Here is a 13,317-nt window from a genome sequence, read left to right as displayed (position 1 = left end):
CGGCTCAGTTCGGAGCGTCGATCGACAGCAGGTCCAGATCGGCCAGCTCGATCACGCGCAGGCCGTAGTTCTCGCCGGCGACCACCACCTCGGCACGGCCGATGGGCGTGCCGTTGACCTTGATCACGAGCGGCGTGCCCGCCACGGCATCGAGCTCCACCACACTGTCGTGCTGCAGGGCCATGACCTGGTCGAGCGTGATGTCGGCCGAGCCCACCTCCAGCGTCAGCGTGACCGGGATCTTGCGCAGCATCTGCGCGAAATCGCGGCGCGGGCGCGGCGCGGCCACGGGGGCCTCGGCCAGCGGCAGGTCCTCGTCCGCGAGGTGGGGAGGAAGCTCGTCCAGCAGGGTGTCGAATCCGGGATTGTCTTGGCTCATGGGAGTAGCTCGCCAGCGTCAGGCTGCGTCGTTGAATGCGGTGAGCCACAGCCCACCCTTGTGCTCTGCCACCGTGGCAGTGAACAGGCGCGAATCCTTGATCAGGACATCGGCCGTCTGGAAACTGACCGGAATCACATCGCCCGGGCGCAGGTCCATCACCTCGCCCAGCGTCATGCGCCGGCGCAGCAGGCGCGCCGACAGGCGCAGGGGAATGCGCCCCGCCAGCGGGCGGGCTTCGGCATGCAGGCGCTCGCGCCGGGCCTGGGAACGGCCGGTGGTCAGCTGGGCCAGCAGGCGCTCCATCCAGGCGTCGTCCAGACCGATCTGCACTTCGGAGCGCAGACCCCAGCCGGGCTCTTCCACGGTCAGCACGAGCGACCAGGCCCCCACGGCGTCGCGCGATTGCGCCAGCCATTGCACCGCAGCGTCGCCTTCGCCGTCTGGCTGCGGGCCCATGGCCAGCGCCGCCAGGCCAGCCTGCACACGCTGCGCCAGGGCCGCCACGAGGTCTTCGCCGAGCCGGCGCGCCAGCCGGTCCTCGGTGGCCGTGAAGGGAATGGCCGCCGGATCCAGCACCGCGCCGCTGCCCACGCCATAGCGGCAGTGCAGCAGGCGCAACAGCAGCTCGCGCTCCACCGCGACCCCCATGCGCCCCTGCGCCAGGCCATACACCTGCCAGCGTGGTGACGGGCTGGCAGGGCGGTGCGCCATGCGCGCCTCGGCCACGGCCAGGCGCGTACCGTAGCGCCGGTTCATGCCCTGGCGCAGCAGGTCCGACAGGTCGGCGCCGAACTTGCGTGCAAACGGCGCCAGCAGGTGCACCGGCCGTCCCAGGGTGCGTGCGTCCAGGACGGGATGGAGCGCAGCCGAGTACTGCGCGGATTGCGTCATATCAAGCCAAACCGATGAGAGTTGAACAATGCTGCGTGTAGGACAACGATTACGGCCTTGACCCGGCCAGTTGGGCTATATTGGTCTGCATCCAGAACAGCAGCAGGTCGGACGGAGCATGGCCCCTTCCGACCTGTTTGCGCATTTGAGTGCAATTTACGCAACATTTTACAGGCAGAAACAAAATTGTCCAGTTTTGGGATCGCTTCTTAAGAAGTCGTTACTTTTTGTCGCCAATTTGCTGCACCCAAGACAAAACACCATGATCGAGCCCAAGCATTCCGATCCGCACGACCCCGCCGCCGGCGACTTTGCCGGCGAGGAGCAGCAACCCACCAGCGTCATCTCGCGCCGCCTGCACGCCTTCTTCAGTGCGCAGGGCTGGCCTCGGCACAAGCACTCCTCCCAGTTGGCCGTCATCCTGGGCCTGTCGCGTTCGGGCGCGTTCCGCAAGTTCCAGGACGGCTCCTTCTCCAGCGCCGACCTGCTGGCGCTGGCCCAGTACTTCCAGGTGGATGTCAGCACCCCGCTGAGCAACCAGCCCAGCCAGGCGCCGCGCGAATCCGCGGATGCCGTGACCGCCCAGATGCAGATGGGCGGGCGCAGCCTGGCCTGCATGGCCACCCTGGGCACCGAACTCGGCCCCCATGAGCATTGCGAGCTGGTGGCCACACGCGACGGCAGCGAATGGCGCGTGCAAGCCTATGCCGAAGCCCCGGCCACGGCACCGCGGCACCGGGTGCTTCACCTGTCCATCACCCCCTTGCAACGCCCGCTGCCGCGCATCGCCATCCTGGAGGACTCCGCCGACCTGGCCGCCAACCTGAAGGAGGCCTTCACGCGCTCGGGCTACCATGCCAGCACCTTCGCCTCGGCCGCGGACCTGTCCTACGAAGCGGCCGTTGCACCGTTCGACGCCTATGTCGTGGACTGGTGGCTGGGCGGCCAGACCGCCGCCGATGCGCTGCGCGCCATCCGCCGCGCCCAGCCTACAGCCCCCCTGATCCTGACCACCGGCGCGATCGCCTCGGGCAATGCGGCCGAGGAAGAGATTGCGCGCATGGCGCTGACCCTGCGCATCCAGGTGATCGAAAAACCCTTTCGCCTGGCCCTGCTGATCTCCCAGGTCAAGCAGCTTCTGGGCGAAAGCAGCTGAGCGGCCGGACGGCCCGGCTCAGGCGAAGTGCTGCATGGCGGAGCGCAGGCGCGCCACCGAAATCGGCTTCTCGAACTTCGCGGCCAGCAGCAGGTCCCCTTCGGCATCGCTCTCGTGGTAGGCCGACAGCGCCACGATGGGCGTTTCGGCGTTCAGCCCCCCGGGCTGGCGCGCCGCACGGGCCACGTCATAGCCGCTGCCATCGTGCAGGCACAGGTCCAGCACCAGGCCGTCGTACCGGGTGGTCTGCAGCATCTGCAAGGCACGGGCCACGCTCGCAGCCCCCTCCGCCTGGGCCCCCAGGGCCTGCAGCATGGCCAGCAGGCCCTGGCGCACATCGTCGTTGTCGTCGACCACCAGCACGCGCTGGCGCCGTGACGTCGGCACGGCCGCCCGGACCTCCTGGGTGCGCTCGACCTCCACCGGAATCTGCACGATGAAGGCCGTGCCCTCGCCCACCCGGCTCACCACCCGGGCCGTGCCCTGCAGCAGGTCGGACATGAGCTTGACCACCGCCAGGCCCAGGCCCGCGCCCTGCTGCGTCTTGCTGCCACGCACGAAGGGCGCCCATACATCGACCGCAGCATCGAAGCCCGGCCCGCGGTCCATCACGGCGATGGTGACCTGGGCGGGCGCCTCCTGCACCTGCACCGAGCACAGCACCTCGCCCGGGTTGGCGTACTTCACGCTGTTGGAAATCAGGTTGGTGATGATCTGGCGCAGCCGCGCGGGATCGGTGATGACCCGCGGACAGGGCTCGGGGTCCACACACACCTCGAGCCGCACCCCGCGCTCGCGCGCCGCCTCCTCGTATTCGGCAACGATGATGCGCATCATCAGGTCAGGCTGGAACAGCATGGGCGAGACCTTCAGCCGCCCGCCACTCAGGCGCGCGAACTCCACCGTGTCGTTCATCTGCGCCTCCAGCTGCTGGGCGCTGCGGCGCAGGCGGCGAAACGCCTGGTCGTCCGAAGGCAGGTGCCCGCTGAGCTCGATGAGTTCGACCGAACTGATCAGCGTCTGCAACGGGGTCAGCATCTCGTGGGCCATCATGCCCAGGAACTCATTGCGCTCGGCCAGCGTCTGCTGCGCCTGCTCCAGCGCCAGGCGCGCCCTGCGCAGGCCCAGGTAGACGGAAATCCCCCAGCCGCCAGCCACCAGGACCAGCCCCCCCACCACCGCCAGCTCGAATCCGTACTGCATCGCTGCGTCACCGCTCCAGGCGGCCCTCACCCTTGCACCCCTGCGGGGCGAGAAGCCATGTGCAACAGATACACATGCTACTGAGAAATCAACAATTCATCCAACTCGCCCCCATTTTCCTATGGAAAACCCTTAAAAGCGACCCTGTGAAGCCACTATTCCTCCAAAACACCACTCCAAGATAGAGCAAAGAGCGCAACAAAGCGACAAAAAACTGCTCATCTGGCTTTTTTGATGATTTTTACGCATCATTTGTAAAATCTCACTTACAATGAAGAACAAATTGCAACCATTGCCCTGGTGACATCCACCCGCGGGCCCGGTTGCACGGCGATTTTTCAAGGATGCATTCCCATGAGCCAAGCCACCGCTGCCCTGATCCAGGCCGACCTGCGCCAGATCCAGGAACAACTGAGCGCGCTGAGCGCCCCGACCCCGGTCCTGGAAGCCACGGGCGACGCTGGCGGCGCCCCCGGGGCCGGCGGCTTTGCGGACCGCATGATGGCGGCGGTGCACTCCGTCAACCAGCAGGACCACGACGCGGGGGTGAAGATGGCCGAGGTGGACAGCGGCGCCAGCGACGACCTCGTGGGCGCCATGCTCGCCAGCCAGGAAGCCAGCCTGTCGTTCTCCATGCTGATGCAGGTGCGCAACAAGGTCATGGGCGCCATGGAAGACCTGGTCAAGCTGCCGCTGTAAGAGCACACCGGAGCCTTTCGCGTGAATGCCACCACCCTGAAATCCGGCTGGGAGCGCCTGCGCGCGGGCAGCCTGCCCCGCCTTGCGCCGGCCTTCGTGAAAAGCCTCGCCCCCCTCGTCCTGCTGGCCGCGGGCCTCACGGCCGTGGTGCTGATGTTCCTGTGGAACGCCGAGGCCGGGTACAAGCCGGTGTTCGGTGCGCGCGAAAAGGTGGCTGCGGCCGACATGATGTCGGTGCTCGAAGCCGAGCAGATCCCCTACCGCATCCATCCCGAGAGCGGCCAGGTGCTGGTGCCCGAGAAGTCGCTGGGCAAGGTGCGCATGCTGCTGGCCGCCAAGGGCGTGACCGCCAAGCTGCCCGCCGGCCTGGAGCTGATGGACCGCAACGACCCGCTGGGCGTGAGCCAGTTCGTGCAGGACGTGCGCTTTCGCCGCGGCCTGGAGGGCGAGCTGGCACAGAGCATCGGCGCACTCGATGCCGTGGAGTCGGCCCGCGTGCACCTGTCCATCGCCAAGTCGACCTCGTTCGTCATCAGCGACGGCACGCAAAGCTCGGCCTCGGTGATGCTCACGCTCAAACCCGGCCGCCGCCTCGGTCCGGAGCAGATCGCCGCCGTCGTCAACCTCGTGGCGGGCAGCGTGGCCAGCCTCTCGCCCCAGCGCGTGCAGCTGGTGGACCAGAGCGGCAACCTGCTCTCGGCCCATGTGGACCTGAGCCAGGGCCTGGACGCACTGAACGGCGGCGAGGCCGCAACGCGCCACCGCGATGCCACGCTGCGCAGCATCCGCGAGCTGCTTGCGCCCGTGCTCGGCGAAGACAACTTCAAGGCCAGCGTCACCGCCGAGGTGGACGAGGACCGCATCGAGGAAACGCAGGAAAAATTCGGCACCGACCCGCGCGTGACCGCCGAGGCGGTGCGCGACGAGCAGGACCGCGCCCTGGCCGCCATCGGCGTGCCCGGCTCGCTGAGCAACCGCCCCGTCAACTCCGACCCGGCCGCGGCCCCGCCCGCCGACCCGAACGCCGCCGCCAATGCCAACACGGCGCGCAAGAACGCCACCACGCGCCAGTACGCCTACGACCGCAGCATCAAGCAGATCAAGCGCAGCCGCAGCCGCCTGAGCAAGCTGCACGTGTCGGTGGTGCTCAACACCGCCGTGGCCCCCAAGGGCGCCACCGCCGGCTGGAGCGCACCCGAGCTGGCCCACATCGAGAAGATCCTGCACAACGGCCTGGGCATCAATGCCGAGCGCGGCGACCAGCTCATCGTCTCGGCCCTGGCCTTCCGCGCCCCGCCGGCACCGCAGCCCTGGTGGCAGCAGCGCGACACCGTCGTCGACTGGGGCATGCCGCTGGTCTACCTGCTGGCAGCGGTACTGGCGTTTTTCTTCGTCGTGCGGCCTCTGGTGCGCAGCACCCAGCAGCGCCTGGCCGCCCCGGCGCCGCTGGCCCTGGGCCAGGCGCCTGCCCTGACGCCCGTGGTGCCGCTCGACGAGAACAGCAGTGCGCCTGCCGCCGCCGCCAGCCCTGCCGCGGTGGCCGGCCCTGGCGCCATGCCCGTGGTGCCCCTGCTCGAAGACTACGACCTGCCGCCCCCTGGCTCGCCCGTGGATGTGATGGTGAGCCACCTGCGCGTGCTGGCCGAGAAGGAGCCCGAGCGCGTGGCCGAAGTCGTGAAACAGTGGATTCAAAAACATGGCCACCCGAATTGACCCCCCGATCGCTGCCCAGGGCGACGCCACCAGCGGCCCGCTGGAGCAGGCCGCCATCGTGCTGCTGTGCATGGGCGAGGAGCCTGCCGCCGCCGTGCTGCGCTGCCTCTCGCGCGAGGAACTGCTCGAGGTCACGCAGGTCATGTCGCGCCTGAGCGGCATCAAGGTCGAGACCGTGCGCAGCTCCATGCAGCGCTTCTTCGACGACTACCGCGAGCAAAGCGGGGTGCACGGCGCCTCGCGCTCCTACCTCAAGCGCTCGCTGGACCTGGCGCTCGGCGCCGACATCGCGGGCAACGTGCTCAACAGCATCTACGGCGACGCCATCCGTCCCAAGATGGCGCGCCTGCAATGGGCCTCGCCCAAGTGGCTGGCCGAGCGCATCGGCCAGGAGCACGTGCGCATGCAGGCGGTGTTCCTGGCGTTCCTGCCGCCCCCCCAGGCCAGCGCCGTGATCGAGGCCCTGCCCGAAGCCAGCCGCGACCACGTGCTGCTGAACATGGCGCGGCTGCAGGAGATCGAGAGCGAATGGCTGATCGAGCTCGAAGAGATCGTCGGGCGCTGCCTGGACGACCTGGGCACGCAGAGCGCCACCGTCGAGGGCTCGCGCCAGGTCGCGGAGATCATCAACCGGCTCTCGGGCGACAAGCGCAGCATGATCGAGCTGCTGCGCGCGCACGACCCCGAGGTGGTGTCGGCCATCGAGGTGCGCATGTACGACTTCTTCATGCTCTCGAACCAGACCGAGGCCGTGCTGATCCGCCTGCTCGACGACATCCCGCTCGAGCAATGGGCCATCGCGCTCAAGGGTGCCGAGCCCTCGGTGCGCGATGCCATCCTGCGCGCCATGCCGCGCCGCCAGGCCCAGAGCTTCGAGGACCTGCTGCGCCGCGCCGGCCCCATGCCGCTGAGCCGCGTGGAGCAGACGCGCCGCGAGATCATGGCCCAGGTCAAGGCCCTGGCCGATGCGGGCGAGATCCAGATCCAGCTGTTCGCGGAAGCCACCGTCGAATGAAGCAGCACCTGCGACTGCACCGCTTTCCGCCCCTGGCGCAGCTGCGCGACCGCCCTCCGGCGGTCGCGGGCGACGACGCGTCCCTGGTGGCCGACGGCTTCCAGGAAGGCATGGCCAAGGGCTATGAGGAGGGCCTGCAGTCGGGCTGGCACAGCGGCCACCAGGAAGGCCTGGCGGCCGGCCTGGAAGAAGGCCGCAGCCAGGGCACGGCCCAGGGCCGCGAGGAAGCCAGCGCCCGGCTCGCGCAGATCGGCGCGCCCCTGCAGGCCGCGCTCGAACAGTTGCAGCAGCTGCAGGCCGACTACCAGGCTGCCATGCGCAAGGAGGTGGTGGACCTGGTGGCCAAGGTGGCACGCCAGGTGATCCGCTGCGAGCTCGCCCTGCAACCCCAGCAGCTGCTGGCCATGGTCGACGAGACCCTGGCCACCCTGCCGCGCGTGAGTGACGAAGAGGTGCAGGTGCACCTGAACCCCGAGGAATGCCAGCGCCTGCACGAACTGCAGCCCGAGGGCGCGCGGCGCTGGAAGCTGCGCCCCGACCCGCGCCTCGAACCCGGCGAATGCCATGTGCATGCCGGCAACCACGAGGCCGACGCCGGCTGCCGCCAGCGCCAGGCCGCCGTGATGGAACAGGTGTCCGCGCAGTTGCTCGACACACCAGCGCCCGCCATAGCCGAGGCCACGCCATGATCGCCGCCGCGCTGCGCAAGCTGGAACTGGGCGCCGTGCCCGTGGCCACGCCCACGGGACGGCTCGTGGGGGCATCGGGGCTGCTGCTGGAGAGCGCAGGCTGCGCGCTGCACACGGGCCAGCGCTGCCACATCGAGACTGCGGCAGGCGGCTGGATCGACGCGCAGGTCGTGGGCTTTCGCGAGGACCTGTCCTACCTCATGCCCTTCAAGAAGACCGAGGGCCTGGCCACGGGCGCCCGCGTGCTGCCGGCCCCCGACCGCTCGGACCTGATGATCGGGCCGAGCTGGCTCGGGCGCATCGTCGACGGCCTGGGCGAACCGATCGACGGCCTGGGCCGCCTGGGCGGCGAGCATGTCCTGCCCACCCATCCCCCGCACGTGAATCCGCTGCGCAAGCGGCCCGTGGACCAGCCGCTGGACGTGGGCGTGCGCGCCATCAATGGCCTGCTCACGCTGGGCCGCGGCCAGCGCGTGGGCCTGATGGCCGGCAGCGGCGTGGGCAAGAGCGTGCTGCTGGGCCTGATCACGCGCCAGACCGTGGCCGACGTGGTCGTCGTGGGCCTGATCGGCGAGCGCGGCCGCGAGGTGCGCGAGTTCATCGAGCGCTCGCTGGGCCCCGCCGGCCTGGCCCGTGCCGTGGTGGTCGTGGCACCGGCCGACGAATCCCCGCTGATGCGCCTCAAGGCCACCGAGCTGTGCCATTCGGTCGCCGCCCACTACCGCGACCAGGGCCAGCATGTGCTGCTGCTCGTGGACTCGCTCACGCGCTATGCCATGGCCCGGCGCGAGGTCGCGCTGTCGCTGGGCGAGCCCCCGGCCACGCGCGGCTACCCGCCCTCGGTCTTCAGCCTGCTGCCGCAGCTCGTGGAGAGTGCGGGCAACGGCGAGAACCCCCGGGGCAGCATGAGCGCCATCTACACCGTGCTGGCTGAAGGCGACGACCAGCAGGACCCCGTGGTGGACACGGCACGCGCCATCCTGGACGGCCATATCGTGCTCTCACGCGCTCTGGCCGAGCGCGGCCACTACCCGGCCATCGACATCACGGCCTCCATCAGCCGCTGCATGGCCCTGGTCAGCACGCCAGAGCAGCAGCGCGCCGCGCGCCAGTTCAAGGAGCTGCTGTCGCGCTACGCCCAGGTGCGCGACATGCTGCCGCTGGGCGCCTATGTGCCGGGCGCCGACCCGGTGACCGACCGCGCCGTGGCGCTGTACCCGCGCATCGAGGCCTTTCTGCACCAGGGCACGGCCGAGGCCGCCCCCCTGCAGGACACCCTGGCCCGGCTCGAGGAGGTGATGGCATGACGGCGACCGAGCAGAGCATCGCCAGCCTGGCCCGCCTGGCCGAGCTGCGCCAGCGCGAGGTGGAGCGCCAGCAGGCCGAGGTGGCCGGCAAGCAGCGCGTGCGCGAGCGCTACCAGCGCAACCTGGACCGCCTGGACACGCTGACCCGCAATGTGGGGGCCAGCGGCGCCGGCCTGGCGGTGGCGGCCCTCAACAGCGGCAACTACAAGCACAGCGTGATGCAACTGGCGCACACGCACCGCAACGACCTGGCCCTGCACGACGCCGACCTGGCGGTGGCGCGCCAGGCCTTGGCCAGCGCCTCGCGCCAGCACGAATCGGTGAACCAGTTGCTCGAACGCCAGCGCCGGGACCTGCAGCGGGTCCGGGACGTCGAGGAACAGAAACGCCAGGACGAGATGGCCACCCTGATGTGGCAGCGGAGGCCCGCATGAGCCCCTCCCTCTGCCGCACCGATTTCATAAAGCGCGACTTTGTGTCGCCTTCTGCCTCAGACCGCCCTTTTTCACCCGTTTTGAGAGGAATCTGACATGGCAGACATCACCCCCAGCACGATGGCGACCCAGCTGGCCACCTCGTACACCGCGCGCGCCCAGAGCCTGCTGACATCGCAGACCAAGGCCGCCCAGGCCACCGGCACGGCCCTGACCCGGCTGCAGTCGGCGCTGAGCGCCTTCAGCTCGGCCCTCGGCGGCCTGGCCGGCAGCACCGGCAAGAGCCTGGTGCAGCGCACCACCACGCTGAGCAGCACCGGCTTCGCCAGTGCCACGGCCAGCGCCTCGGCCCCGGCCGGCAACTATTCGGTGTTCGTGCAGCAGGTGGCCGCGCCGCACCAGGTCGCGTTCGAGGACCTGCCCGCCGTACCGGTCTCGCTGGGCGGCCCCCTGGTCGTGAAGCTGCAGGACGGCACGGATTTCACCGTGGCCCTGACCCAGGCCGACACCGACAACGATGGCACCATCTCGCAGACCGAAATCGCCCGTGCCATCAACCAGGCAAACGACAACCAGGGCAAGGTGACGGCCGCCACGGCGACCGTGGACGGCAAGACCCAGCTCGTGCTGTCGTCCGGCAAGACCGGCGAGGCGGGCCGCATCACGCTGGACACCAGCGGGCTGCCTGCCAGCCCCCTCAAGACGGCCCTGTCCACCGCCAAGGAACTCTCGCCCGCCCGCGATGCAGTGGTCTACCTGTTCGGCGACGCCACCACCGGCACCCGGCTGCAGCAGGCATCCAACACGGTGACGGCCATCGACGGCGTCACGCTGACACTGACCAAGGCCATGCAGCCCGCCGACAGCCCGCTGGTCGTAACGGTGGGCAACGACGACAGCGGCACCACAGCCAATGTGCAGAAGTTCGTCGATGCCTACAACGCGCTCGAAAAGACCCTGGACGAACTCATGGCCCTGGGCGCGGACGGCAGCACCCGGGCAGCCTTCGCGTCCGATGCCGGCCTGCGCGCGCTGCGCGACCGCATGGGTTCGGTGCTGCGCCAGAGCCATGGCGGCATGAGCCTGTCCCAGTTCGGCATCAGCACGGACCGCAGCGGCACCATGACGCTGGACAGCGCCAAGCTGCAAAAGACGCTGGCCGCCCATCCCGAAGGCCTGGACAAGCTGTTGGGCAACACCAGCCTGAGCGGCTCCAGCGGTGTGCTGGGCGCCCTGAACGACGCCGTCAAGGGCTGGACCGACACCAGCAAGGGCCATATCCAGCAGCGCAAGGCCTCGCTCGATACCCAGCAACGGGGCCTCACGGCGCGCCAGACCCGCCTGGATAACCAGTACGACATGGCCTACAAGCGCTACCTCGCGCAATTCACCCAACTGCAGAACCTGCAGTCGCTCATGGGCGACAACAGCAGCCTGCTCAGCAACCTCGGGGCGGCCTGACCGCGCCCCCACCCCTCCATGGACTACGACGCCTACCGCAGCTACCACGCCGTCAACCTGAACGCGCAAACCGCCAACGCTTCGCCCGTGCAGCTGGTCATGATCCTCATGGACGGCCTGCTCGAAGAGCTGGCGCGCGCCCGGGGCCACATCGAAGGGCGGCGCTACGAGCTCAAGGCGCGCAGCCTGGACAAGTGCGTGGACATCCTCAACGGCCTGTCCAGCGCGCTGGACTTCGACAGCGGCGGCGAGGTTGTGGCCAACCTGGGCCGCCTCTACGAATACTGCGCCTGGCGCCTGCACAAGGCAGGCCTCGAGCTGCAGGCCGAGATGGTCGACGAAGTGGTGGGCCTGCTCACCACCATCCGCAATGGCTGGCAGAACGTGCAGGCCGCCCATGGCTGATCCCCGGCACATGCTCGCGCTGGCCCGGCGCCTGCGCGAAGGCAGCCTGGCGCGCGACTGGGACGCGCTGGCCCACACCAGCCGCGAGCTCGCGGCCCTGCTCGCCCCGCTGGCTGCAGACCAGGTGCGCGCGCCCGCCGAACGCCTGGCCCTGCGCGAGCTGCAGCAGGCCCACCAGCAGGCCCACGCCCTGTGCAACACCGCCGCCGAACAGCTGCAGCGCGCCCTGGAGGAACTGCGTGCCCACAAGGACGGCTGGATGGCCTATGCCGCCCACGGCGAGATGAACGAGTCCACGACATGAGCCTTTCCCTCACCCAGGCCCTGCCCGGCACCCTGCCGCTGCCTTCCGGCGCCGCCACCCAGGCCCTGCTGCCCGCCGCACCGGGAACACCGGCCCCTGGCATGCCCGCCGACACAGGGTTCGTCCTGGCATTGCAGCAGACCGCCCAACCCGCCCTGTGGGCCACCCTGCCGCTGCAGGCCGGCAGCGCGCCCGCCGTACCAGTGCCCCCGCTGGCCCTGCCCGTCCCTGTGGCCGAACTCCCCGCAGGCGACAGCCTGGCCGAGGCGCCCGATGAGCAACTGCCATCCGCAGACCTGCCGGCGGCCGCGCTGTTCGCCCCCATCGCCAGCACCCCGGCCTTCCAGCCGCATGGCCTGGCCTTGCTCAGTGCCGCGACCTCCCCGGACGTCGCCGCGACCACGTCCTCGGCCTCCGCGGCGCCCCTCTCTCCGCCCTCCGCGCCCGCCACGGCCCTGGCGCTCCCGGTCACGGCTCTTGCCACGGCACAGGACACGCTGCCCACCTTTTCCGCCGCCCTGCTGCAGGCATCTGCGGCACCGCAGGCGCCGTCGCCACAGCCCGCCGCAGCCCCGCAGGCCGCAACAGCGCAGGTGCCAGCCAACACGGCCAGCCCGATGGAGGCCGTGGCGGCACCGCTGGAGAAGGCACTGACCGCCGCCACCGCGGCCTCGCGCGAGGCCCCCACGGCGGCATGGGCGCCCGCGCCGGCCGACGGACTGGCCGCGCCCCTGCCGTCCACGCCCGCCGCGGCGCCGAGCGCACGCGCCGAAGGCTCCACGGCCACCGACCTGGTCGAGGCCCTGGGAGAACGCATCCACTGGCAGATCCGGCGCGGCACCGAGCACGCCCAGATCCGGCTCGACCCGCCCATGCAGGGCCAGCTCGAGATCAGCGTGCGCCGCGATGGCGCCGGCCTGCAGATCCACCTGAGCGCCACGCACAGCGACGTGGTGCGCCAGCTGCAGGCCATCAGCGACAGCCTGCGCGGCGACCTGGCCACACGCCAGACCGGCGACGTCACGGTCACGATCGCCCAGCACGCACCGCGCGAGCACGACGGCCGCGGCCGCCAGGCCCGCGACGACGCCCCCGATGCCCAGGGCCCGGGCCAGGCCCTGGCCGAAGCCGAGCGCGGCCAGGTGCCACAGGCGTTTGAACCCATGACCTTCCCGGGCTGATCCCATGACCAAGACACGGCAACTCATTGTTTTCTCTCTGCTGGCGCTGGCCATGGCCGGCCTGGGCGGAGGCGGCGCCTGGTGGTGGCTCAAGGGCCGCGCCCCCGCTGGCGACACCGCACAGGCGCCCGCCAAGCCGGTCTACGACAAGCAGGAATACAAGTACATCAGCCTGGACAAGGTGATCGTGATGCTGCGCGGCCAGGCGGGGGAACCGATGGCGCACTACCTCGCGGTGGACCTGGTGTTCAAGGCCCCCGCGGAGAAGGAGCGCATCGTGAAGGAGCACCTGCCGCTGCTGCGCAGCGTGGCGGTCTCGGCGCTGTCGACCTACCCGCTCGAGAAGGCCTCCAAGATGACCATCGCGGAGCTGGCGGCAGACATCAATGCGGCCTACCAGGCGAGCTACGAGCGCGACCGCAAGGAACAGCCCTTCGTCGAAGCCCTGATCGGCAAGCTGATCATCGAATAAGCCCG

Annotated in this window: 15 protein-coding genes; 12 read left to right on the top strand and 3 right to left on the bottom strand. The window is 69.8% G+C overall.

Annotated elements, in window-relative coordinates:
* Window positions 1–4: 4 nt before the first annotated feature.
* Window positions 5–379, bottom strand: a complete 375-nt coding sequence (locus tag HNP48_RS26140) for a FliM/FliN family flagellar motor switch protein (protein ID WP_184862687.1) — start codon at window positions 377–379, stop codon at window positions 5–7.
* A gap of 18 nt (window positions 380–397) precedes the next feature.
* Window positions 398–1,273: a FliM/FliN family flagellar motor switch protein gene (locus HNP48_RS26135; protein ID WP_184862685.1), complete on the bottom strand. Its 876-nt coding sequence runs from the start codon at window positions 1,271–1,273 to the stop codon at window positions 398–400.
* A gap of 262 nt (window positions 1,274–1,535) precedes the next feature.
* On the opposite strand from HNP48_RS26135, the gene HNP48_RS26130 reads away from it, so the two are divergent.
* Window positions 1,536–2,429, top strand: a complete 894-nt coding sequence (locus tag HNP48_RS26130) for a helix-turn-helix domain-containing protein (RefSeq protein ID WP_184862683.1) — start codon at window positions 1,536–1,538, stop codon at window positions 2,427–2,429.
* A gap of 18 nt (window positions 2,430–2,447) precedes the next feature.
* Here HNP48_RS26130 and HNP48_RS26125 read toward each other — a convergent pair whose 3' ends face one another.
* Complete coding sequence (locus HNP48_RS26125) at window positions 2,448–3,632, bottom strand: hybrid sensor histidine kinase/response regulator (protein WP_184862682.1); 1,185 nt, start codon at window positions 3,630–3,632, stop codon at window positions 2,448–2,450.
* Between the two features lie 354 nt (window positions 3,633–3,986).
* On the opposite strand from HNP48_RS26125, the gene HNP48_RS26120 reads away from it, so the two are divergent.
* The 11 genes from HNP48_RS26120 (at window position 3,987) to HNP48_RS26070 (ending at window position 13,312) form a co-directional block, all read left to right on the top strand.
* Entirely contained in the window at window positions 3,987–4,331 is a 345-nt protein-coding gene (locus tag HNP48_RS26120) for a flagellar hook-basal body complex protein FliE (protein WP_184862680.1), read from the top strand.
* Window positions 4,332–4,352: 21 nt separating this feature from the next.
* Window positions 4,353–6,044, top strand: coding sequence for a flagellar basal-body MS-ring/collar protein FliF (gene fliF, locus HNP48_RS26115; RefSeq protein WP_311773860.1), 1,692 nt, complete (start codon window positions 4,353–4,355; stop codon window positions 6,042–6,044).
* Window positions 6,028–7,059, top strand: a complete 1,032-nt coding sequence (locus HNP48_RS26110) for a flagellar motor switch protein FliG (RefSeq protein WP_184862678.1) — start codon at window positions 6,028–6,030, stop codon at window positions 7,057–7,059. Before fliF ends, HNP48_RS26110 begins: the two co-directional genes overlap by 17 nt.
* Window positions 7,056–7,748 carry a flagellar assembly protein FliH gene (gene fliH / locus HNP48_RS26105; protein WP_184862676.1) on the top strand — a complete coding sequence of 231 codons (693 nt, stop codon included), beginning with the start codon at window positions 7,056–7,058 and terminating at the stop codon, window positions 7,746–7,748. Before HNP48_RS26110 ends, fliH begins: the two co-directional genes overlap by 4 nt.
* A complete protein-coding gene (fliI, locus tag HNP48_RS26100; protein ID WP_184862674.1) occupies window positions 7,745–9,055 on the top strand; it encodes a flagellar protein export ATPase FliI in 1,311 nt (436 codons plus the stop codon). The genes fliH and fliI overlap by 4 nt, the downstream gene beginning before the upstream one ends.
* Window positions 9,052–9,489, top strand: coding sequence for a flagellar FliJ family protein (locus tag HNP48_RS26095; RefSeq protein WP_184862672.1), 438 nt, complete (start codon window positions 9,052–9,054; stop codon window positions 9,487–9,489). Before fliI ends, HNP48_RS26095 begins: the two co-directional genes overlap by 4 nt.
* Before the next feature lie 96 nt (window positions 9,490–9,585).
* Entirely contained in the window at window positions 9,586–10,950 is a 1,365-nt protein-coding gene (gene fliD / locus HNP48_RS26090; RefSeq protein ID WP_184862670.1) for a flagellar filament capping protein FliD, read from the top strand.
* Window positions 10,951–10,968: 18 nt separating this feature from the next.
* Window positions 10,969–11,355 (top strand): flagellar export chaperone FliS, encoded by a 387-nt coding sequence (fliS, locus tag HNP48_RS26085; RefSeq protein WP_184862668.1) that lies wholly within the window; start codon window positions 10,969–10,971, stop codon window positions 11,353–11,355.
* Entirely contained in the window at window positions 11,348–11,659 is a 312-nt protein-coding gene (locus tag HNP48_RS26080) for a hypothetical protein (RefSeq protein WP_184862666.1), read from the top strand. Before fliS ends, HNP48_RS26080 begins: the two co-directional genes overlap by 8 nt.
* Complete coding sequence (locus HNP48_RS26075) at window positions 11,656–12,840, top strand: flagellar hook-length control protein FliK (RefSeq protein WP_184862664.1); 1,185 nt, start codon at window positions 11,656–11,658, stop codon at window positions 12,838–12,840. Before HNP48_RS26080 ends, HNP48_RS26075 begins: the two co-directional genes overlap by 4 nt.
* Before the next feature lie 4 nt (window positions 12,841–12,844).
* Window positions 12,845–13,312, top strand: a complete 468-nt coding sequence (locus tag HNP48_RS26070; protein WP_184862662.1) for a flagellar basal body-associated FliL family protein — start codon at window positions 12,845–12,847, stop codon at window positions 13,310–13,312.
* Window positions 13,313–13,317 lie beyond the last annotated feature (5 nt).

The sequence above is a fragment of the Acidovorax soli genome, from assembly GCF_014207955.1.
Classification (GTDB): Bacteria; Pseudomonadota; Gammaproteobacteria; order Burkholderiales; family Burkholderiaceae_C; genus Acidovorax; species Acidovorax soli_A.
Note: the sequence above shows the minus strand (reverse complement) of the source record. Positions and strands in the feature narration are given on the sequence as shown.

Excerpts from the sequence above, each read along its gene's own strand:
- HNP48_RS26110 (WP_184862678.1), top strand. The coding sequence starts at position 6,028 with ATGGCCACCCGAATTGACCCCCCGATCGCTGCCCAGGGCGACGCCACC.
- fliI (WP_184862674.1), top strand. The coding sequence starts at position 7,745 with ATGATCGCCGCCGCGCTGCGCAAGCTGGAACTGGGCGCCGTGCCCGTG.
- fliS (WP_184862668.1), top strand. The coding sequence starts at position 10,969 with ATGGACTACGACGCCTACCGCAGCTACCACGCCGTCAACCTGAACGCG.
- fliD (WP_184862670.1), top strand. The coding sequence starts at position 9,586 with ATGGCAGACATCACCCCCAGCACGATGGCGACCCAGCTGGCCACCTCG.
- fliH (WP_184862676.1), top strand. The coding sequence starts at position 7,056 with ATGAAGCAGCACCTGCGACTGCACCGCTTTCCGCCCCTGGCGCAGCTG.
- HNP48_RS26130 (WP_184862683.1), top strand. The coding sequence starts at position 1,536 with ATGATCGAGCCCAAGCATTCCGATCCGCACGACCCCGCCGCCGGCGAC.
- HNP48_RS26075 (WP_184862664.1), top strand. The coding sequence starts at position 11,656 with ATGAGCCTTTCCCTCACCCAGGCCCTGCCCGGCACCCTGCCGCTGCCT.
- HNP48_RS26095 (WP_184862672.1), top strand. The coding sequence starts at position 9,052 with ATGACGGCGACCGAGCAGAGCATCGCCAGCCTGGCCCGCCTGGCCGAG.
- HNP48_RS26070 (WP_184862662.1), top strand. The coding sequence starts at position 12,845 with ATGACCAAGACACGGCAACTCATTGTTTTCTCTCTGCTGGCGCTGGCC.
- HNP48_RS26135 (WP_184862685.1), bottom strand. The coding sequence starts at position 1,273 with ATGACGCAATCCGCGCAGTACTCGGCTGCGCTCCATCCCGTCCTGGAC.
- HNP48_RS26140 (WP_184862687.1), bottom strand. The coding sequence starts at position 379 with ATGAGCCAAGACAATCCCGGATTCGACACCCTGCTGGACGAGCTTCCT.
- HNP48_RS26120 (WP_184862680.1), top strand. The coding sequence starts at position 3,987 with ATGAGCCAAGCCACCGCTGCCCTGATCCAGGCCGACCTGCGCCAGATC.
- HNP48_RS26125 (WP_184862682.1), bottom strand. The coding sequence starts at position 3,632 with ATGCAGTACGGATTCGAGCTGGCGGTGGTGGGGGGGCTGGTCCTGGTG.
- HNP48_RS26080 (WP_184862666.1), top strand. The coding sequence starts at position 11,348 with ATGGCTGATCCCCGGCACATGCTCGCGCTGGCCCGGCGCCTGCGCGAA.